The following is a 20,164-nucleotide window of genomic DNA, read 5'->3' as shown; positions in this document are numbered from 1 at the left end:
GCTTCCGGTTATTACGGCCGTCGTCGGCAGTTGACGGAGGGCCTACCATAAAGGAGACTTATATGGACGAAACAATTTTAAGGATGAATGGGATTGTAAAGGTATTTGCGGGAGTCCGCGCGTTAAGCGGTGTACAGTTCGAACTGAAAAGAGGCGAGATTCACGCGCTGATCGGGGAAAACGGCGCGGGTAAATCCACGCTGATGAAGATTCTGCTTGGATTGTATTCAGCGGATGCCGGTGAAATAATGCTGCGGGGTGAGAAAGTACATTTCAAAAGTCCGGCGGAGGCGTTGAAAAGCGGAATCTCCATGATCCACCAGGAGATCAGCCTGGTGCCGGAGATGGATGTGTCTGAAAATATCTGGCTTGGGAGGGAAAAACTCTTCAAAAGCTGCGGCCTTCTAAATAAAAAGAAGCGGGTGGATGAGACAAGGAAACTTCTGGAGAGCCTGGATATCCATATCGATCCGACGAAAAAAATCAATGAACTGAGTGTGGCGAACATGCAGCTGGTGGAACTGGCCAGGGCGGTATCTTATCACTCAGATATCATCATCATGGACGAGCCGACCTCGGCGCTGACGAACAAGGAGATCTTACTTCTGTACCGTATTGTGCGTAAGCTTGCCAAAGAGGGGACGGCCATTATCTTTATTTCACACAAGCTTGAGGAGATTTATGAGATTTGCCAGAGAGTGACTATTCTGAGGGATGGTACGTTCGTCGCTACGGAAAATTCAGAAGATCTGCCTATGGATCGGCTGATTTCCATGATCGTCGGCAGAAAGCAGAACCGGGTATTTGAAAAAGCGAATTATTCGACAGATGAAGTGATTCTGGAAGTAAAGGACCTCTGTAAAGAAGGGGTATTCGAACATATTAATTTTGAGGTACACAAAGGGGAAGTGCTGGGATTTTCCGGTCTTATGGGCGCGGGACGCACGGAAATCATGGAAGCGATCTTCGGCATCACAAGGCCTGGTTCCGGTGAAATCCTCTTCAAAGGCAATAAGATCGAAAATAAGAATCCTGCTGATGCGGTGGCAAATAAGATCGGCATGGTAACCGAGGACCGGCTGCGTACAGGGTCTATCTATACGCTGTCAGTGATGCAGAATACGACAATTGTGGCCATGAAGGAACTGGCCAATAAATTAAGTTTATATTCCCATAAAAAAGAACAGGACTTCTTTGAAAAATCAGCGACGGATTTTGAAGTGAAATATAGCTCCTCGAATGAATTAATCGGACAGTTGAGCGGAGGAAATCAGCAGAAAGTAATCTTCGCCAGATGGCTGTCGACGCAGCCGGAGGTTTTAATCCTGGATGAGCCGACCAGAGGAATCGATGTGGGTTCCAAAGCCGAAATCTACCGCCTGATCTCGAAACTGGCGCAGCAGGGCATGGCGATCTTACTGGTATCTTCAGAGATGCCGGAGCTGCTGGCCTTAAGTGACCGGATCCATGTGGTACGGGAAGGGCGAATCGTCTACAGCTGTGATCATCAGGATGCAACACAGGAAGAACTGATTTCTTACGCGTTTGGCGTTCAGAATGATTGAAAAGGGGACTGACTATGAAAAATTCAAGTAAATTAGAGTTTGTGATCAACAAGGTTTTACTAAGGAATAAAGCCGCCTTAATTATGGTATTAATGGCATGCGTGATCGGCCTGATCCAGCCGATTTTCTTCACCACGGATAACCTGTTCAATGTGCTGCGCCAGGTATGCGCCAGCACGATTCTGGCCATGGGCTTTACCTTTGTCCTGGGCCTGGGCGAGATCGACCTGTCGGTGGGCGCGATTCTGGGACTGAACGGCGTGATTATGGCGAAACTGATGATGGAAGCCAACTGGCCGGTCTGGCTGGCGATCCTGATCGCGCTGGCTGCAGGCGCTGCGTTTGGTATTGCCAATGCCTGTATTATCTCTGCGTTAGATATACCGCCCTTTATCGTGACTCTGGCGACCCAGTCGCTGTTCCGTGGAATGGTCTATATCATTACCGGTATGGTTCCGATCTCCTCACTGCCGGCATCTTTCGTGAATATCGGACAGGGGTATCTGGGGCCGGTGCCGATTCCGGTTATCATTATGGTTGTTGTCATTATCATTTCCTATATAATAGCCAACTACTCCACGTTCGGCCGTCATGTAATCGCTATGGGCGGGAACGCTTCTGCCACCAGAGCCTGCGGCGTCAACATTAAACTGGTGCGTATGGGCGTATATATTGTAACCGGAATCTGTTCTTCCATAGCCGCCGTGGTCACCACCGCGCGTTCCGCTTCCGCACAGATCGCGGCCGGAAAAGATATGGAAATGGATGTTATAGCCGCTGTGGTTATCGGCGGGACCGCTATGAGCGGCGGTAATATGAACATTATCGGTACGGTGTTCGGCTGTATCATCGTGGGAATGATTACAAACGGTATGAACCTGATGGGAATCAATTCCAATTATCAGGTAGTGGCAAAAGGAGCGTTGATTCTGCTGGCTCTGGTTATTGACCGTATGAGTAACGGCGTTTATGCGAAATTTGTTCAGAAGAAGTCTTTGAAAGAGGCGGAAGAGGCCAGTAAAAATACCGCTGAAGAAGGGGATAAGAATGAATAGAGTAAAGGTTGGCATAGTGGCCTCAGGCATGATGGGGCAAAAACATGCCGATGCGCTGCACAGAATTCCGGGCATTGAAGTGATCGGTATCGCGGATCCCTATGCGAAAGACCTGTCACGGAAAGCGGAAAGCCTGGGAATCCCAAATGCTTTTTCTGATTACCGTGAAATGTGCGAGACTCTGAAACCGGATATTTTACATAACTGTACACCGAATCATGAACATTTTGCTGTGAACAGCTACGCGATTGAGCACGGAATCGGTATCTATTCCGAAAAACCGCTGGCGGCCTCCTTACAGGAAGCGCAGGAGCTGTGCAGGCTTTTGGAAAAGCGTCATGTCCCCAATGCAGTCAACTTTAACTACCGCAGCAACGCCATTGTACGGGAAATGCGGGCCAGGATCCGGGAAGGCAGGACGGGTAAGCCCCTGCTGGTACACGGAACCTATTTACAGGACTGGCTGATGTATGAGAATGATTATAACTGGCGGCTGGACTCCGCCAAGGGCGGCGCTTCCAGGACAGTAGCTGATATCGGTTCCCACTGGTTCGATACCGCCCAGGTGATCCTGGATCAGAAAATCAAGGCGGTGTACGCAAAGCTTCTGACCGTCTACCCCGTCCGGTTAAAGTCTGCCGGGGAAATCGGGACATTCGCGAAAGCGGATGAACAGGGAGCTTTTGAACCGGTTCCGGTGGATACAGAGGACGCCGGTATGATTCTTGTGCAGTTTGAGGACGGTACATACGGAAACCTGGTGTTATCGCAGGTGAGCGGCGGATACAAGAACGCACTGAAGATCAGTGTGGACTGTGCGAAGTGTTCGGTACGCTGGGAGCAGGAAGAACCGGATCATCTGATCGTCGGAGACCGGGAGCATGGAGAAACGAAGTCCTATGCGGCCTCCGGGGAAATGACGGCAGATGCGAACTTTTACGCGACACTTCCCGGGGGACATCCGGTAGGCTGGTCGGACGCGCTGCATAACAGCATGAGGCTGTTTTACCAGGCGGTAAGAAACGGTACCTGCGAGGAGCCGGATCAGGAGTATGCCACATTTGAAGACGCCGCATATGTGATGAGAATCGTGGAGGCCTGTTTAAAAAGTAATAAAGAAGATTGTTGGATCAGTCTGTAGAAAAGAGCTGTATTTTCGAGACTCTTTGCCTGCAGCGGACCGGCAATGGAACCGTCGGCGTAAGACGATGGCTCCGCAATAATTGGAAGTGTTAGGAGATGAGAACATGAAACTTGGAATATTGACCGTTCCTTTTTCAGGAATGTCCCTGGAGGAAACGTTGAAATATCTGAAAACACTGGGTATACAGGCCATCGAACTGGGAGCGGGCTGCTTTACGGACGATTCTCACTGTAAGGTGAAAGAATTAATCGAAAATCCGCAAAAGGCAAAGGATTTAAAAGCGCTGGTCGAATCCTACGGGATGTCGATATCCGCTCTCAGCTGTCACGGGAATCCGGTGCATCCGGACCCGGAAGTGGCCAGGCATGATCATGAGAATTATCTGGATACGCTGAAAGCCGCGGAACTTCTGGGGGTAAATACATTAGTGACCTTCTCCGGGTGTCCCGGCAGCGACCCGGGCGCGGGCAAGCCCAACTGGGTGACCTGCTCCTGGCCGCCTGTCTATGGGGAAATTCTGGATTATCAGTGGAATGACTGTCTGATCCCCTATTGGGAAAAAGCCGCAAAGCAGGCGGAGGATGCGGGTGTCCGTGTGGCGATCGAGATGCATCCGGGCTTCTGTGTCTATAACGCGGAAACCATGCTGCGGCTTCGGGACGCGGCAGGGCCTGCCGTCGGCGCCAACTTTGATCCAAGCCACCTGTTCTGGCAGGGGACGGATGCCATATCGGCGATCTATGAGCTGAAGGACGCGATCTATTATGTCCATGCCAAAGACTGCCGGATCGATCCCAGGAATGTGGACAAATTCGGTATCCTGGATACCAAACACTACGGGGATATCGAGCACCGGTCCTGGGTATTCCGTACGGTTGGCTATGGGCATGATGAAACTGTGTGGAGAGATATTATATCCGCGCTGAAAACCATCGGATATGATGATGTGATCAGCATTGAACATGAGGATGCGCTGATGTCGATTCAGGAGGGTGTGGAGAAAGCGGTATCTTTCCTTCAGAATATCCTGATCCGGGAGCAGGCCGGCGCTATGTGGTGGGCTTAAAGGAGCCGCCGCCGGATGGGAGGGGACAGGCCCCTTTCTCTACGCAGTTGCCGGAAAGCCCGGCTTTACTGCCGAAAGGTGCCAGTCCCTTCCCATAATAGCAGAAATACGATAAAAAATAGTAGCGCTCGAAAAAACCTCGCTGACTATTTTTCATGCATCGCACGTAAGCGGCTAAAGAACAGCCGCTAAGTGCTCATAGCTATAAAAAATAATATCGAAAAAGAGGAGATGTAAATATGCCCGCTGGAACATCATACACATTCAAGGACGGCATGCTGTCCGAGAAGATTGTAAAATGTACGAATACGCAGACAAAAGAAACCTATTACCGCATTGGAATTAAGAATCAATTCCTGCACGCGGTCCATCCCATCGGCTGGATCAAAAAACTGGAAATCGAGCTGGACGGCGAAGCCGTGGAAGAGAAAAATATCTATTTTGTCCTGAGGGGACAGTGGTTTGCCGCTTCCAAAATGTACACCATCAGTGAGGTGTTCTGGAACCTGTGTGAAGAGGCCCAGGTGTATTTTGACCCCGGAAAAGAAATAAGCGGCGGGAAGCATCAGGTCAAATGCACATTTACCATGAGTATGCTGGAAGACACTCAGGTTCTGGATCTAAAATGCCAGTGGCCGTTCCGTGTGGAATTCGTGGATGGCTGCCTGGAAGTAAGTGAGGAGGATGCACAATGAAAAGCACAATCGGAATAAGTTCCTGGAGCCTGCAGCAGCTTTCCTTTACACAGGGCGCCACTATAGAGGACATCATCTGCATGGTTGCGGATATGGGCGCGGAGGGAATCGACATCTGTGAAGAATATATCCCCTGCCATCCGCAGCCGGATCTGGCAAAATTAAGAGAGCTGCGCAGGTTCGCGGAATCCAAACATCTGGAACTGGGCGCCACCTGGTTCTGCACGGAAGTGGGCAACGCTATCAAAGCCAGCAATGAGGCTCATGTGCTGGATGTATATAAGAAAAATATCATCATCGCGGCGGAAATGGGATCGAAATTCATCTGCATCCCGATGCTTTTGAATACAAGTGAAAAGACTTATGAGCAGACCAAAGAGGAATTGATCCACTATTTTGAACAGCTGCTGCCGTTCGCGGAAAAATATAATATGCCCATTGCACACGAATGTGCCCGTGAGAGGACTCCGGAACTTTGCCTGGAGATGGCGAAATATTTTAACAGCAGATACTATACCGTGTGCCCGGATCTGGAGGCATGGAGATTCGATACCCCGGATCTGCCGCTGGGGCCTCACTGTGAAGATCCCAGCGCGGGGATTCCTACGCCTGCGTCTATGGATCTGTTCCGGGAATGTATGCCGTATTCACCCTATATCCATTTTAAATTGTTATCCCTGGATGAACACGGGGAGGAACCGCATTTCCCGATACCGGAGATGATGGATGCCATTAATCAAAGCGCGATCGATCATTACCTGTGTGTGGAGTATGAGGGATGGATTCCGGATATTCATCCGGAGAGAGACAGCCTTAAGGAGACTAAGAAATGCGTTTCCATGATCCGGAGGTATCAGAAGTTCTAGAAAGGGATGGGCTCAAATCCAAATAAAATCTGCCCCGGTTGTTATGGGTGCGTGGCTTATTCTCTGTGAATGCTGATGCATTCGCAGCTCAGAAGCCACTGAAAGTCTGTTGAAAAACAGACTTTCGCCCATAACGGCCGGGGCAGATTTCATTTAGATAAATAACGTTTTTTGGAAAATCGGGTGGTGACACAGATTGAGGTACCATACGATCAATACAGGGTCAGATGATCTTGTATTATTCTTTTACAGGAACCTGCGAGTCTGTGTTCCTGATTTTTTTATTCCATAGAAAGTGCTCCTATGAAATAAAAAGGTAATTTTTTACACCACAGACAACTTGACAGTCCCGGCGTTTGTATTTAGAGTATAAGAGATGAGCAGTGCACAAGAGAGCATTGTACTAGAGAGCGATACACAAGAGGGCTTGATGGGAGAGCAGGGAGGACCGCATCCGATATGAAAAAGAATGTTTTAATGAGAACGAACCTTTTAGTCTGTATCATAATATTGGTGGGATTTGTGATCACGGCCTTTATCAGCTATCATTCCAACCGGGGAGCGTTTGAAAAAGATGTGGAGAAGGTTTCTACCTTGACCGCGGAGGGTATCACACACCAAATCGATACAATATTTACAAAGCCTGTGAATATTTCTCTGACAATGGCCAACGACAGCCTGCTCAAGGAATTTTTGGCCGAGGAGGGAGCGCATCTGGAGGACGAGGCGTTTATCCAGACTATGCGTAATTATCTGGAGACCTATCGGGAAAAATACGACTACGACTCTGTATTCCTGGTATCGGCCCGAACCAACCGTTATTATCACTTTAACGGTCTGGACCGTATACTGAATCCGGACACGGATGAAAATGTATGGTACTATAATTTTATGGATTCGGACGAGGAGTATTCCCTGAACATCGACAATGATGAGGCGGCGGATAATGAAGTTACCGTATTTATCAACTGTAAGATCGAGGACCCGGATGACGGATTGATGGGCGTCGTGGGAGTGGGATTCCGGGTAGATTCCCTGCAGGAGCTGCTGCGCAAATATGGGGAAAAATTTGATGTGCGGGCTTATCTGGTGGATCCGGACGGAATCATCGAGATCGCGGATGACAAAACCGGATACCAGGCGGAAAATTTGTTTGAACAATGTGACTTTGCGCAGCTTAAGGATCAAATACTCTCGAACCGGGAAGATGTACAGGATTTCTGGTATACCGCGCCGGGAGGCGGGGGCTATCTGGTCACCCAGTATATTGAAAGCCTGAACTGGTTCCTGGTGATTGACCACAATACTTCGGCGTTGAACCAGCAGCTGAACCGTCAGTTCGCCAGCTCTGTCTTTGTAGTCCTCATAGTGATCGGGTTTGTACTTTTTACCATTACAAATATAATCCGGAAATATAATAGGAAAATTATTCAGTTGACGGTGGAAAAAGAAAAGGAACATAAGACCATTTTCCAGACGGCAGCGGAACAGTTTTATGAAAATATATATGAGATTGACGTGACCCATAACCGGCCGGCCAGTGAAGCAACGGAACAATACTTTGAAAGCCTTGGCGCACCAAAGGGTACTCCTTTTGACGAGGCATTACAAATGGTTGCCCAAAAGCAGATCAAAGAAGAGTTCCGGCAGAGCTATCTGGATACATATTCTCCTGATAAAATACAGAAGGCATATGAGGAAGGCATTGAGAACCTCCGGAACGATTTTATGTTAACAAATGACGGGTATACCTATTACTGGATCCGAATCAACGCCCATATCTTTTGCTGGGAGGAGGACAACTCGGTGCGGATGCTGATTTACAGACAAAATATTGATGATGAGAAGCGCAGAGAGATATTTATGTTAGATGAGATGCAAAAAGACTCTCTGACAGGGCTGTTTAATAAGGCCGCCACGCAGCAGCATGTGCGGTCCATACTGCAAAAAGAACCGGAATCCTTATTCGCTTTTATCATCCTGGATATTGATAATTTCAAGAGCGTCAATGACCGTTTTGGCCACGCGGCTGGCGACAAGGTCCTGGTAGAGTTCTCCCAAACGCTCAGAGAGCAGTTCAGAGACGGCGATGTAATGGGAAGGATCGGCGGGGACGAGTTTGTTGTATTCCTGAAGATACCCAACAAGGAGATCCTGGAGAAGAAGCTAAGGGATCTGACAGATACCCTGCATCAGAATATTATGACAGATGCGGGAGAATGTGAGATATCGGCCAGTATCGGAGCCACTGTGTCACCTGATACCGGAAATGATTTTGAAACTCTGTATAAAAAGGCTGACAAAGCCCTTTATAGCACGAAAAAAAGAGGTAAAAACGGATTTACCATAGAAATATAAGAGCCGCAATATACGCCGTTAAGAAAAGCACCGGTGATATTCTTCCAGTGTTTTCCTGGCAGTAGGCTCATCGACAAATAATATAGTGATGATTCCTGCATGCAGAGCGGATATGATGGCTTTCGCCTTCCATTCCCCCACCGCGATCGCGATACGGTGTTCTTTCCTGCGCAAGTCATCCAGACGGATTCCGATGGTACGCTGATCCAGTTCCCGGCTCACGATATTTCCTTCTATATCAAGGAAATGGAACAGGACATCACATACTGCACTGTGGCGGGAGAGATATTCATACTGTGCCGGAGAAAGTGTCCCGCTCTCCAGGATCACAGAACGTGTGGAGAGAGCACCGATCCCGAACACGGCGATCCTGGCCTTCACGGAGGCGTCCAGCACTTCCCGTATCTGTGAATCGGAGCAAAGAGCCTGGGCGATAGAAACCGTATCCACGATGGCAGGCGCCGGCAGCATATAAGAGGTACACAGATAATTATTGGCAAAGTTTTCGACGATCGTATAAGATTTGGAGGACCGGAAATTCTTCGCCAGTGAGCCGCACAGCTGCACTACCTGCAGATTATGCCTGGGCGGCTTACAGGGAATGAGATTCCTTGACAGCTGCTCCATGGTGCTGCCCCAGGAAACGCCGATGATATCGTCATCAACGATCAGCTCATTCAGATAGCTGCACAATGCCTTCGTTGTATTCTGAAACCGCAGATTCAGGTCATCCACCGCGCTGGGGATAATATGGACACTGGGAAGAGAAAAACACTCCTTAAATTCCTCTTCCAGTTCATAAAGGGATTCACAAGGCAGATGTAACTGAAAAGTAACATAATGATCCTCCTTCGCCTTCTGAATAATCCGGCTGACTGAGGACTTGGATAAATGTTCCTTATAACTAATTTCAGACTGAGTAAACCCCAGTTCATAATATTCCGTCAAAACCCTGGTAATCAGATCAATATTGTCGGGAAGCATGCGGCCCTCCTGTGTTTTCAGATTCCTTTCTTCTATGATATAGGATGGCGGGGGATTTGGCAAGGAAGGACCATAGCGTTCGTAAAATCCCAGTGGGAAAATTCCCAAAATAGTGTCTGGTCTTTCAGGAGATTTCTCTGCTCCGGAAGGGCTTCCATGTGATATATTGATAGTGGAATTCATCGGAGGATGCAGAAGACAACGGCAGGACTCCATGAAAGGAGGAGACGTATGAAACAACTGGAGAACAAAGTCATCTTATTGACCGGTGCAACCGGCGGTATCGGTATTCCTGTTGCCAGGATGCTGATCGAGGAAGGGGCCAGGCTTTTAATTACCGGGTTGGAAGAAGAGGTTTTGGCCGGTATGGCGGATGAGCTGGGAGGGAATTGTGCCTATTTTGCGGCAGATCTGCTGCAGGAAGGTGCTCCCGCGGATATTACCGCATATTGTGCCGGGCGGTTCGGACGGCTGGATATCTTGATTAATAACGCGGGAATCGCTTCCAGGAAGCCTATTCTGGATGTGACAAAGGCAGAACTGATGAAACATTTTGAGATCAACGCTTACGCGCCGCTGGCCATGGCCCAGGCGGCAGTACCAATGCTGAAGGATTCCGGGGCAGGCGACATCATTACGATCTGTTCCTCCTCTGGTATGTATCCTTATGTGGGTCAGGCCTGTTACTCTGCTTCCAAACACGCGCAGCGGGCGCTGATGGAGATTCTGACGATGGAACTGTATGAGACGGGAATCCGGGTCCATACGATTGCTCCTACAGGTGTGGATACCGGTATGATCCGGATCACCCGGCCCGATTTGAATGGTGACGCTTACTGTAAGCCGGAGGAGATCGCGGAGATTATTGTGTTTATTCTCGCGCACAGGAATCATTCGGTTATTGATGAGGTCTATGTAAGACGGCATGCGAAAATGCCGTTTGAACCGTAGGAAATGGACTGAGCGGGAGGAATCGAAAGGAGGAAATCGCATGCGGACCAAAGGTGTCAGAATCTATGGAGTGAAAGATTTGAGGCTGGAGGAATTTGAATTGCCCCCGATGGGGGAGGATGAGATGACGGCCACGATCTATACGGACAGTATCTGTATGTCCACTTATAAAGTGGCGGTTATGGGAAAGGAAAACAAACGGGTACCGGATGATATCGACCGGAATCCGATTCTGATCGGCCACGAATTCTGCGGCGTTATTACCGGTATCGGAGAAAAATGGAAGGATAAATACCAGATTGGCCAGCGGTTTGTTATGCAGACTTCACTTAATGTGAAAGGCTCCCTGGCCGCGCCGGGATTTTCGTTCCCCTATGTGGGAGGCGATGCCACTCATATCGTGATACCGAATATTGTGATGGAGCGGGACTGTATTATAAAATACGAAGGTTCTTCCTACTTCAGGGGATGCATGGCGGAACCCATGAGCTGCATCGGAGCCGGTTTCGACGGCTGTTATCATGTGGATCCGGAGACCAGGGAGCATCGGATGGGGACCAGTCCGGGCGGGACTATGGCGATTCTGGGGGGCTGCGGCCCTATGGGGCTTGGCTGTATCGATTATGCACTGCACTGTGAAAACCATCCGCGTCTTGTAGTCGTGACGGATGTCAATGAAGAGAGGATCGCCCGGGCTAAGAGCATATTTACGAAAGAAAAGGCAGCTAAGCAGGGAGTCCTGCTGGAATTTTTGAATTCCGCACAATCGGATATTTATGCAGAGCTGGTACGATTATCGCCGGAAGGATATCAGGACGTCTTTAACATGACCCCGGCAGCTTCGGTAGCGGAACTGGCGGATCAGATTCTGGCCAATGACGGATGCCACATGTTCTTCGCGGGTCCTACGGACCAGAATCTGAAAGCGAAGATCAATCTGTATAATGTCCACTATGCGGGGACCCATACCATAGGGGTTACGGGCGGAACCCTCCACTCCATGAAGCACTGCGTGGAAATGATGAGTGCTGGACAGCTGCACCCGGAAGTGATGATTACCCATATCGGAGGCCTTGATGCTGTGGCGGATACCACCCTGAATCTGCCTTCGATACCCGGCGGGAAGAAACTGATCTATACCCAGATCCGCCTGCCCCTGACCGCCCTTACAGATTTTGGAGTGTTAGGAAAGTCAGACCCTATGTTCCGGCGGTTGGATGAAATCGTAAAAGCAAATGATATGTTGTGGTGCGAGGAGGCGGAACAGGTACTGATGCAGCAGGCTATGCCCATTTGAGATAATCCGGCGCAAGAATGTATTATGGAGGGATCAAAATCATGAAGAAATTTATCAATGACGTAGATCTTGTGGAAGAGCAGATGATTCAGGGGATGGTGAAAGCTTATCCACAGTATCTGAAAAAACTGGACTGCGGTAATGTGGTGGTCCGCGCGGCAAAAAAAGAGGGAAAAGTCGCATTGGTCAGCGGCGGCGGCAGCGGGCACGAGCCGGCACACGGAGGTTATGTGGGAGAGGGCATGCTGGATGCCGCGGTGGCGGGAACAGTGTTTACATCGCCGACACCGGACCAGATCTATGAGGCGATAAAGGAAGTGGCTACAGAAGCGGGCGTCCTGCTGATCGTCAAAAACTATACCGGGGATGTCATGAACTTTGAGATGGGCGAGGAGATGGCCCAGATGGAAGGAATCCAGGTGGAACATGTGATCACCAATGATGACGTGGCGGTAAAGGACAGCCTATATACGGTGGGCCGCCGGGGGGTAGCCGGAACTGTATTCGTACATAAGATCGCAGGGGCTTTGGCGGAACAGGGAGCCGCTCTGCCGGAGGTAAAAGCAGCAGCTTTAAAAGTGATAGACAATGTCAGGACCATGGGGGCGGCGATCGCGCCCTGTACGGTACCTGCGGCCGGTAATCCGGGATTTACACTCTCAGAAAATGAGATGGAAGTCGGTATCGGGATCCATGGAGAGCCCGGGACCCACAGGGATGAGATAAGGACTGCAGATGATACCGCGGACCTGCTGCTGGATCAGATCCTGGCCGACATTGACTACACAGGCTCCGAAGTGGCTGTGATGATTAACGGCGCCGGCGCGACTCCCTTGATGGAACTGTATATTATACATAACCATGTAGCGGATGTCCTGAAGGATAAGGGGATCCGCGTGTACCGTACCTATGTAGGAGAGTACATGACATCCATTGAAATGCAGGGCTTTTCTATTTCCCTGTTGAAATTGGATGACCAACTGAAAGAACTTTTGGATTCTAAGGCGGATACGCCTGCCTGGAAGGAGATCGGAGGCAAGATACATGGTTGATGGGAAAAAACTGACTGCTGTTCTTTTGCAGATCGGATATAAGATGACAGAAGAGAAAGAGTATCTTACCCGGCTGGACGCCGCGATCGGTGACAGTGATCACGGGATAAACATGGCCCGGGGATTCGAAGCAGTGGAGAAGAAGCTGCCGGCCCTGGCCGATAAAGATATCGGAAGCATATTAAAGACAGTGGGAATGACGCTGGTCTCCACAGTGGGAGGTGCCTCAGGCCCCTTATACGGTTCCGCATTCATGAAAGCCGGCGCGGCGATGACGGGAAAGGAGGACATGGATCTGTCTGATTTTCTGGAAGCCATGCGGACGGGAGTGGAAGCAGTCCAGATGCGCGGCAGAGCCGGTGCAGGGGAAAAGACTATGCTGGATTCGATGCTGCCGGCCATGGACGCCATGGAGGCGGAAGCAGCGGGAAACGCGCAGATCCAGGCCGTTCTGAAAGCAGGCGTAATAGCGGCATGGGATGGCGTAGAAGGAACGAAAGATATGATAGCTACCAAGGGCAGAGCCAGTTATCTGGGTGAGCGAAGCGTGGGCCATCAGGATCCCGGAGCTACTTCCTTCGCTTATATGCTGGAAACCATTGCATCGATGTTTTAGAGGAAGTTTGTAGAGGAGAAAGAACATGGTTGGAGTAGTAATCGTATCCCACAGTCTCCATCTGGCCGACAGCATCGCCGAATTCACCGCAGTAATGGCGCCGGACGCCAAAGTAGCGTGCGCCGGCGGCCTCGGGGATGGGTCCTTTGGGACCAGTTTTGAAAAAATACATGCAGCAGTCGAGTCCGTGTATTCGAATGATGGTGTCCTTATCCTGATGGATCTGGGCAGCGCAGTTATGACCACGGAGATGGTTATAGAAGCCATGGAAGGCAGGAAGATCCGGATGGCCGACTGCCCGCTGGTAGAAGGCGCGGTACAGGCCACGATCTGTGCGGCCTCCGGTATGGATCTGGACAGCATTCTGGCAGCTCTCCAGGAAGTAAAGACAACTAAGAAATTTTAGGTATGGCAAATAGCTATAAAAAATAGTAGCGCTCGAAAAAGCCTCGCTGACTATTTTTCATGCATCGCACGTAAGCGCCAAAATACGGCGCTAAGTGCTCATAGCTATAAAAAATAAGACGAAATAAAAAGACAGACCAAATAAAAAAAGAAATGAAAGAAAAAATGATTACAAAAAGCATACCGGATTTCGATATCCGGCAGACAGCAGAATCCGGACAGTGTTTCCGTTTAAACGAAAGACAAGACGGCTCCTTCTCGTTAATCGCAGGGGGCCGTTATCTTGAAATAAGCCAGCAGGGCAGTGACATCACTTTTTCCTGCACCGCGCAGGAATTTGAAAGTATATGGCGCCGCTATTTTGATCTGGACACCGATTATGCAGGGATGAAAGCAAGCGTCGATCCAGCAGATGACTATATGCGCACGGCTATAGATTTCGGAGGCGGAATCCGCATCCTGCGCCAGGAGCTCTGGGAGACCCTGATTACATTTATCATTTCCCAGCAAAACAATATCCCCAGAATCAAAAAGTGTGTGGAATCCCTGTGTATCCAATTCGGGGAATGCAAAGAAAATTTCCGCGGTGAATCCTACTGGACTTTTCCAACCCCTTCCGTTCTCGGAGGTCTGCGGGATGAGGCTCTTGACAGCTGTAACCTGGGATACCGGAGTAAATACATCCTCAAGACTGCCGGAATGGTAGAAGAAGGGGCCATAGACCTGTACGCTATACAGAATCTAAAATATGAGGAAGCCAAAGACGAACTTATGAAGTGTTACGGGGTTGGTGTCAAAGTGGCGGAGTGCGTCTGCCTGTTTGCCCTGCATCACATCGATGCCTTTCCCGTGGATACCCATATCCGCAAGGTTGTTCTGACCCACTACCCTTCCGGATTTCCATTGAACCGCTATCGGGGGTTCGCGGGCGTTCTTCAACAATATGCTTTTTACTATGATGTGCATGGGGCAAGGTGAAAGCGGCGGCCCTCTTCCCCTTTTTCTACAACTTCCACCTTGAATTATTGCAGGGTCTATTATATAATTCAATTTATGGTGGAAAATATAGGGAAAAGGAGTTTCGTAATGGAATTAGTGAATATTAAAGAACTATACAGGAATGAATCTGAATATATTGGGAAAGAAGTAACAGTTGGGGGATGGCTCAGAAGCAAAAGAGATTCCAAGACTTTTGGGTTCCTGGTGATAAATGACGGTACCTTTTTTGAACCGCTGCAGATCGTGTATGGGGATGCGCTTGACAATTTTGGGGAGATCTCCAGGCTTAATGTGGGGGCTGCTGTCATTGTAAAGGGAATTCTTACGGCCACGCCCCAGGCGAAGCAGCCGTTTGAGATACAGGCAAGCGTTGTCTGTGTGGAGGGTAATTCCGCTCCGGATTATCCGCTTCAGAAGAAGCGCCATTCTTTTGAATATCTGAGGACTATCTCGCATTTGCGACCCCGGACGAATACATTCCAGGCGGTATTTCGGGTCAGGTCTTTGATTGCTTATGCGATTCATAAATTTTTCCAGGAACGGGATTTTGTCTATGTGCATACGCCCCTGATTACCGGCAGTGACTGTGAGGGAGCAGGAGAGATGTTCCAGGTCACCACACTGGATCTGGATCATGTGCCTCATGCGGAAGACGGGAGCATTGATTTTAAAGATGACTTCTTTGGAAAGCCCACGAATCTGACGGTCAGCGGACAGCTGAACGGGGAGACCTATGCGATGGCTTTTAAGAACATTTATACTTTCGGGCCTACGTTCCGGGCGGAGAACTCCAATACGACGAGACATGCGGCGGAGTTCTGGATGATCGAGCCGGAGATGGCTTTTGCCGATCTCCAGGATGATATGATTCTGGCGGAAAGTATGCTGAAGTATGTGATCAATTATGTGCTGGAACATGCGCCGGAGGAGATGGCTTTTTTCAACCAGTTCGTGGACAAAGGGCTGTTGGAACGCCTTCAGCATGTGGCATCCTCGGATTTCGCCCATGTGACCTATACACAGGCTGTGGAAATATTGGAAAAGCATAATGAAGAGTTCGAATATAAGGTATCCTGGGGCTGCGACCTGCAGACCGAGCATGAGCGCTTCCTGACGGAGAAAGAGTTCGGCCGTCCGGTATTCGTCACGGATTATCCGAAGGAGATTAAGGCTTTCTATATGAAACTGAATGACGACCAGAAGACAGTGGCCGCTATGGACTGCCTGGTACCGGGGATCGGGGAGATCATCGGCGGAAGCCAGAGAGAGGATGACTACGACAAGCTGGTGGGCAGAATGGAGGAATTGGGCCTGAATAAAGAGGATTATGATTTCTACCTGGATCTGCGCAAATATGGATCAGCCAGACATGCCGGCTTTGGATTGGGATTCGAGAGATGTGTGATGTATATCACCGGTATGGGTAATATCCGGGACGTAATCCCGTTCCCCAGAACCGTAAATAACTGCGAACTATAAATAGAGAGGATTTTTGAGGATGAGTAAGATAGTAATACCGGAGGGGTACCAGCCGCTTTTAGATATTAAGGCGACAGAGATCGCGATTAAGAGGGTGAAGGATTTCTTTCAGCGGGAGCTGGCGACACAGCTGAATCTGCGCCGGGTATCTGCACCGCTGTTCGTGCTGCCGGAATCCGGACTGAATGATAATTTAAACGGAGTGGAGCGCCCCGTGAAGTTTGGGATCAAGGAGCGGGGGGACGCTGAGGCAGAGATTGTACATTCTCTGGCCAAGTGGAAACGGCTGGCGCTGAAACGCTACGGTTTCCAGATGGGTGAGGGACTTTATACGGATATGAATGCCATCCGCCGGGACGAGGAGACAGACAATATTCATTCGATTTTCGTGGACCAGTGGGATTGGGAAAAGATTATTGATAAAAGCGACCGCACGACGGAAACACTTCAGAATGTGGTAAAGTCGGTGTACGAAGCGCTGCGCGTCACGGAAAAATATATTGCCAACCGTTACAGCTATGTGGAATGTTTCCTGCCGGAGGAGATCACGTTCGTTACCTCCCAGGAGTTGGAGGACCGGTATCCTGACTGCACGGGAAAAGAGAGAGAATATAATGTAGCGAAGGAGTTCGGTGCAGTATTCATCATGCAGATCGGCGGACAGCTGAAGTCTGGGGAGAAGCACGACGGAAGAGCGCCCGACTATGATGACTGGAAGTTAAACGGGGATATTATTGTGTATTACCCGGTACTGGATATCGCGCTGGAATTGTCTTCCATGGGAATCCGTGTGGATGAGGAAACCTTGCTCTCCCAGCTTGAAGAGGCAGACTGCATGGACCGGGCCGGGCTCCCATTCCAGAAAGCATTGCTGAACCACGAACTGCCTTATACGGTAGGCGGGGGGATCGGACAGTCCAGAATCTGCATGTTTTACCTGCGCAAGGCACATATCGGAGAAGTACAGTCCTCGATCTGGCCGGATGATATCTGGGAATATGCGAAATCACGCGGAGTGAATCTGCTGTAAGAAAGGGAGTTCCAAAAGCTGATATTCGGTTTTTGGAGCCCTTCTTTTTTATTCTATAGAAACAATAGGAGGCGGCGAAAATGAAAGAAATAGAACGACTGAAAGAACTGGTGAAAAATTTCTGTGAGGAGCGTGACTGGGATCAATTTCACAATCCTAAGGAACTGGCGATCGGATTATCGACAGAGGCAAATGAGCTGTTGGAGCTGTTCCGATTTCAAACTGAGGAACAGATGCAGGATATGTTCGGGTCGCCGAAGATGCGGGAACGCATCGAGGATGAGACCGCGGATGTCTTCTTTTTTCTGCTTCGCTTCGCGCAAAAAAACGGGATTGATCTGGAACAGGCCCTGGTCCGCAAGATCGAAAAGAACAGGAAAAAATATCCGGCTGAACTGGCTAGGGGGAAGAATCTGAAATATACGGAATATGAGTAATAACAGGATCCGCCTGGGTATATCCAGATTTACAACCAGACAAAGCAGTGGATTTTTTGGTCAGATGGATAAACGGCGGCAGCTTCAGTGAAAATATGAATAGGATCCGGGAAGGGGGAGACAAAAGATGAAAATCCGGTTAGCGACGGTATCGGACAACCAGGCGCTGCTGAAGATCTATGCGCAGTATATAGATACACCGATTACTTTTGAGTGTGTTCTTCCTGCGGCCAGTGAATTTGCAGTCCGTATAGCAGGTATAACCCGTGATTATCCTTACCTGGTATGTGAAGAAGGCGGGAAAATAATCGGGTATGCCTATGCGCATAGGCAGATGGAGCGGGAAGCTTATCAGTGGAACGCGGAATTGTCGGTTTATATTGACAGTGCTTATACTTCAAAGGGCTTGGGAAAGAAGCTGTATTTGATTCTAATGGAGATATTAAGATTGCAGGGGATAAGGACAGTATATGGAGGGGTCACCGTACCGAATGTGAAAAGTGAGCGGCTGCATTTGAGCCTGGGCTTCAAGCCGCTTGGGACTTACCACCATACAGGGTATAAATGTGGGAAATGGTATGACGTAACATGGTTTGAAAAAGCGATCGCTCCTTACAGCTCAAATCCGGAACCGATACGGCCGGTGCATGAAATGACAGAAGAAAAGATAAATGATATTATAAAATTGTATATGTAAATGCTTCCTCCAACATTCTCAAAAAAGCGAACAGAAACTGCCTGCTAGGAATGCAGGCTTATTTTATGCCAAAAATATTAATTTTCAGTCAATTTGATACAAACCTGATACATTGCCATGCTAAAATACCGTTAGAAAAGAAAAGTTAAGAAAATCTTTCGGAAAAAATGTCGGAAAAGGGATATAATAAAAATAATTGCACGTTTTTTGTCTCGGGCGCAACCGACATGGAAAAGATTGTCGAATGAATCAGAGAGGTACAGGGATGGGAGATAACAGAGAAGCAATCAGGAGAAAGAAAATGCTGATTGAGAAAAAAAAGAGGAGACGCCGCCGCAGACGTATTCTGATATTGAGAAAATTAGGACTGGCCTGTGTTGCGATGTTCTTGATTATAACCGTAATTCACAAGTGGACGAATCAGCTGGAGGCCCAGGAGACGCAGGAAAGCAGTCATGTGCAGGCAGAAGCGTTTGAGCCGGTGGCGGTCCAGACGAATTCCGAGAATGTCACGCAGCCCAGGGTGACGGTGGATCCGGAACTGGTTGGGCAGCTGGAAGATTTGCTGGATGAAGAGCCAAAGATAAAAGACATTCTTCTGGACCCAGGTCTGTATCCGCAGGAGATGCTGGAGCTTGTACTAAAATATCCGGAAACGATCGATTTTGTTCTGGATTATCCGGAAAAAAAGGACCAGATTTTGGACAGCAGCCGCATAGACATATCGAAGGATTATGAGCAGGGTAAGATTCCCTTATTTTTACAGTGGGATGAGCGCTGGGGATATCATGCATATGGAGACGACGGAATGATCGGAATGGACGGGTGCGGGCCCACCTGTCTGTCCATGGTGGTCGTGGGCCTGACGGGACAAACGGATATGAACCCTCAAAAAGTAGCGGAATTCAGCCAGTCCCAGGGATATATCGATCCCCAATACGGCACCACCTGGGAGCTGATGACAACAGGAGCACAGAAGCTTGGGATTCGGGCTCGTGAGATTCCGCTGGATGAGGATGTTTTGCGAAATGTGCTTGGAAAAGGGCAGGCAGTGATTTGCAGCATGCGCCCCGGTGATTTTACAACCTCCGGACACTTTATCGTGTTAACCGGTTTCAAGAACGGCGAAATCACAGTGAATGATCCAAACAGTCCGAGCCGGAGCCAAAAAACGTGGAAATATGCGGATATTAAATCTCAGATTAAAAATCTTTGGGCTTATTCCTATTGATTAGGATATTCGAGGGCAGGAGAGGAACGGCGCAAGGGCGGACTGCTGGGAGACGGCCCAAAAGTAACGTGCTTTAAGTGATTAGGAGAACGTTACTTTTGGGCATTTCTTCTGCAATCCGTTCCTGTGCCATTCTTCTATTTATGTTACTATTCACGGCCAATGTCAGTTAGTTAAGGATAAACATATGGGATAATAGAATAAATATCCCACTTTGTTTGAGACGGGAAGCCATAG

Annotated in this window: 19 protein-coding genes; 18 read left to right on the top strand and 1 reads right to left on the bottom strand. The window is 49.1% G+C overall.

Annotation, left to right across the window (positions count from 1 at the left end; translation table 11 throughout):
- Positions 1-62: 62 nt before the first annotated feature.
- From KTH90_RS02945 to KTH90_RS02915, 7 genes are all read left to right on the top strand, one after another.
- Positions 63-1,565 (top strand): sugar ABC transporter ATP-binding protein, encoded by a 1,503-nt coding sequence (locus KTH90_RS02945; RefSeq protein ID WP_158355480.1) that lies wholly within the window; start codon positions 63-65, stop codon positions 1,563-1,565.
- 14 nt (positions 1,566-1,579) lie between these two features.
- A complete protein-coding gene (locus KTH90_RS02940; protein WP_158355479.1) occupies positions 1,580-2,620 on the top strand; it encodes an ABC transporter permease in 1,041 nt (346 codons plus the stop codon).
- Entirely contained in the window at positions 2,613-3,761 is a 1,149-nt protein-coding gene (locus KTH90_RS02935) for a Gfo/Idh/MocA family protein (protein WP_158355478.1), read from the top strand. The genes KTH90_RS02940 and KTH90_RS02935 overlap by 8 nt, the downstream gene beginning before the upstream one ends.
- A 106-nt stretch (positions 3,762-3,867) precedes the next feature.
- The gene (locus KTH90_RS02930; protein WP_158355477.1) at positions 3,868-4,830 is read left to right on the top strand and encodes a sugar phosphate isomerase/epimerase family protein; all 963 of its coding nucleotides are present in this window, start codon (positions 3,868-3,870) and stop codon (positions 4,828-4,830) included.
- A 239-nt stretch (positions 4,831-5,069) separates the two neighbouring features.
- The gene (locus KTH90_RS02925; RefSeq protein ID WP_158355476.1) at positions 5,070-5,525 is read left to right on the top strand and encodes a C-glycoside deglycosidase beta subunit domain-containing protein; all 456 of its coding nucleotides are present in this window, start codon (positions 5,070-5,072) and stop codon (positions 5,523-5,525) included.
- Entirely contained in the window at positions 5,522-6,391 is an 870-nt protein-coding gene (locus KTH90_RS02920; protein ID WP_158355475.1) for a sugar phosphate isomerase/epimerase family protein, read from the top strand. The genes KTH90_RS02925 and KTH90_RS02920 overlap by 4 nt, the downstream gene beginning before the upstream one ends.
- A 459-nt stretch (positions 6,392-6,850) precedes the next feature.
- Positions 6,851-8,749, top strand: a complete 1,899-nt coding sequence (locus KTH90_RS02915) for a sensor domain-containing diguanylate cyclase (RefSeq protein ID WP_158355474.1) — start codon at positions 6,851-6,853, stop codon at positions 8,747-8,749.
- Between the two features lie 18 nt (positions 8,750-8,767).
- Here the strand turns inward: KTH90_RS02915 and KTH90_RS02910 are convergent, their stop codons facing one another.
- The gene (locus KTH90_RS02910) at positions 8,768-9,733 is read right to left on the bottom strand and encodes a sugar-binding transcriptional regulator (protein WP_238726223.1); all 966 of its coding nucleotides are present in this window, start codon (positions 9,731-9,733) and stop codon (positions 8,768-8,770) included.
- Between the two features lie 231 nt (positions 9,734-9,964).
- On the opposite strand from KTH90_RS02910, the gene KTH90_RS02905 reads away from it, so the two are divergent.
- The 11 genes from KTH90_RS02905 (at position 9,965) to KTH90_RS02855 (ending at position 19,927) form a co-directional block, all read left to right on the top strand.
- The gene (locus tag KTH90_RS02905) at positions 9,965-10,684 is read left to right on the top strand and encodes an SDR family oxidoreductase (protein WP_238726222.1); all 720 of its coding nucleotides are present in this window, start codon (positions 9,965-9,967) and stop codon (positions 10,682-10,684) included.
- Positions 10,685-10,724: 40 nt separating this feature from the next.
- Complete coding sequence (locus tag KTH90_RS02900; RefSeq protein WP_158355471.1) at positions 10,725-11,981, top strand: zinc-binding dehydrogenase; 1,257 nt, start codon at positions 10,725-10,727, stop codon at positions 11,979-11,981.
- A 41-nt stretch (positions 11,982-12,022) separates the two neighbouring features.
- Entirely contained in the window at positions 12,023-13,033 is a 1,011-nt protein-coding gene (gene dhaK, locus KTH90_RS02895) for a dihydroxyacetone kinase subunit DhaK (protein ID WP_158355470.1), read from the top strand.
- The gene (dhaL, locus tag KTH90_RS02890; protein WP_158355469.1) at positions 13,026-13,649 is read left to right on the top strand and encodes a dihydroxyacetone kinase subunit DhaL; all 624 of its coding nucleotides are present in this window, start codon (positions 13,026-13,028) and stop codon (positions 13,647-13,649) included. The genes dhaK and dhaL overlap by 8 nt, the downstream gene beginning before the upstream one ends.
- Positions 13,650-13,674: 25 nt before the next feature.
- A complete protein-coding gene (gene dhaM / locus KTH90_RS02885) occupies positions 13,675-14,055 on the top strand; it encodes a dihydroxyacetone kinase phosphoryl donor subunit DhaM (protein ID WP_158355468.1) in 381 nt (126 codons plus the stop codon).
- Positions 14,056-14,219: 164 nt separating this feature from the next.
- Positions 14,220-15,032, top strand: coding sequence for a DNA-3-methyladenine glycosylase family protein (locus KTH90_RS02880; protein ID WP_158355467.1), 813 nt, complete (start codon positions 14,220-14,222; stop codon positions 15,030-15,032).
- 108 nt (positions 15,033-15,140) lie between these two features.
- Entirely contained in the window at positions 15,141-16,532 is a 1,392-nt protein-coding gene (asnS, locus tag KTH90_RS02875; RefSeq protein WP_158355465.1) for an asparagine--tRNA ligase, read from the top strand.
- Between the two features lie 19 nt (positions 16,533-16,551).
- Positions 16,552-17,562, top strand: a complete 1,011-nt coding sequence (gene asnA / locus KTH90_RS02870) for an aspartate--ammonia ligase (protein ID WP_158355463.1) — start codon at positions 16,552-16,554, stop codon at positions 17,560-17,562.
- An 80-nt stretch (positions 17,563-17,642) separates the two neighbouring features.
- Positions 17,643-17,999 carry a nucleotide pyrophosphohydrolase gene (locus KTH90_RS02865; protein WP_158355461.1) on the top strand — a complete coding sequence of 119 codons (357 nt, stop codon included), beginning with the start codon at positions 17,643-17,645 and terminating at the stop codon, positions 17,997-17,999.
- Between the two features lie 127 nt (positions 18,000-18,126).
- Positions 18,127-18,696 carry a GNAT family N-acetyltransferase gene (locus KTH90_RS02860; RefSeq protein ID WP_158355459.1) on the top strand — a complete coding sequence of 190 codons (570 nt, stop codon included), beginning with the start codon at positions 18,127-18,129 and terminating at the stop codon, positions 18,694-18,696.
- A 265-nt stretch (positions 18,697-18,961) separates the two neighbouring features.
- Complete coding sequence (locus KTH90_RS02855; protein WP_238726221.1) at positions 18,962-19,927, top strand: C39 family peptidase; 966 nt, start codon at positions 18,962-18,964, stop codon at positions 19,925-19,927.
- The last annotated feature ends 237 nt before the right edge of the window (positions 19,928-20,164 follow it).

Origin of the sequence: Diplocloster modestus (assembly GCF_019042245.1) — a bacterium.
GTDB lineage: Bacteria > Bacillota > Clostridia > Lachnospirales > Lachnospiraceae > Diplocloster > Diplocloster modestus.
This window is presented reverse-complemented; position numbering and strand designations above follow the sequence as displayed.

What these genes read in the sequence shown, in the direction of transcription:
- KTH90_RS02945 (WP_158355480.1), top strand. Translation starts at nt 63, where the DNA reads ATGGACGAAACAATTTTAAGGATGAATGGGATTGTAAAGGTATTTGCG.
- KTH90_RS02940 (WP_158355479.1), top strand. Translation starts at nt 1,580, where the DNA reads ATGAAAAATTCAAGTAAATTAGAGTTTGTGATCAACAAGGTTTTACTA.
- KTH90_RS02935 (WP_158355478.1), top strand. Translation starts at nt 2,613, where the DNA reads ATGAATAGAGTAAAGGTTGGCATAGTGGCCTCAGGCATGATGGGGCAA.
- KTH90_RS02930 (WP_158355477.1), top strand. Translation starts at nt 3,868, where the DNA reads ATGAAACTTGGAATATTGACCGTTCCTTTTTCAGGAATGTCCCTGGAG.
- KTH90_RS02925 (WP_158355476.1), top strand. Translation starts at nt 5,070, where the DNA reads ATGCCCGCTGGAACATCATACACATTCAAGGACGGCATGCTGTCCGAG.
- KTH90_RS02920 (WP_158355475.1), top strand. Translation starts at nt 5,522, where the DNA reads ATGAAAAGCACAATCGGAATAAGTTCCTGGAGCCTGCAGCAGCTTTCC.
- KTH90_RS02915 (WP_158355474.1), top strand. Translation starts at nt 6,851, where the DNA reads ATGAAAAAGAATGTTTTAATGAGAACGAACCTTTTAGTCTGTATCATA.
- KTH90_RS02910 (WP_238726223.1), bottom strand. Translation starts at nt 9,733, where the DNA reads ATGCTTCCCGACAATATTGATCTGATTACCAGGGTTTTGACGGAATAT.
- KTH90_RS02905 (WP_238726222.1), top strand. Translation starts at nt 9,965, where the DNA reads ATGAAACAACTGGAGAACAAAGTCATCTTATTGACCGGTGCAACCGGC.
- KTH90_RS02900 (WP_158355471.1), top strand. Translation starts at nt 10,725, where the DNA reads ATGCGGACCAAAGGTGTCAGAATCTATGGAGTGAAAGATTTGAGGCTG.
- dhaK (WP_158355470.1), top strand. Translation starts at nt 12,023, where the DNA reads ATGAAGAAATTTATCAATGACGTAGATCTTGTGGAAGAGCAGATGATT.
- dhaL (WP_158355469.1), top strand. Translation starts at nt 13,026, where the DNA reads ATGGTTGATGGGAAAAAACTGACTGCTGTTCTTTTGCAGATCGGATAT.
- dhaM (WP_158355468.1), top strand. Translation starts at nt 13,675, where the DNA reads ATGGTTGGAGTAGTAATCGTATCCCACAGTCTCCATCTGGCCGACAGC.
- KTH90_RS02880 (WP_158355467.1), top strand. Translation starts at nt 14,220, where the DNA reads ATGATTACAAAAAGCATACCGGATTTCGATATCCGGCAGACAGCAGAA.
- asnS (WP_158355465.1), top strand. Translation starts at nt 15,141, where the DNA reads ATGGAATTAGTGAATATTAAAGAACTATACAGGAATGAATCTGAATAT.
- asnA (WP_158355463.1), top strand. Translation starts at nt 16,552, where the DNA reads ATGAGTAAGATAGTAATACCGGAGGGGTACCAGCCGCTTTTAGATATT.
- KTH90_RS02865 (WP_158355461.1), top strand. Translation starts at nt 17,643, where the DNA reads ATGAAAGAAATAGAACGACTGAAAGAACTGGTGAAAAATTTCTGTGAG.
- KTH90_RS02860 (WP_158355459.1), top strand. Translation starts at nt 18,127, where the DNA reads ATGAAAATCCGGTTAGCGACGGTATCGGACAACCAGGCGCTGCTGAAG.
- KTH90_RS02855 (WP_238726221.1), top strand. Translation starts at nt 18,962, where the DNA reads ATGGGAGATAACAGAGAAGCAATCAGGAGAAAGAAAATGCTGATTGAG.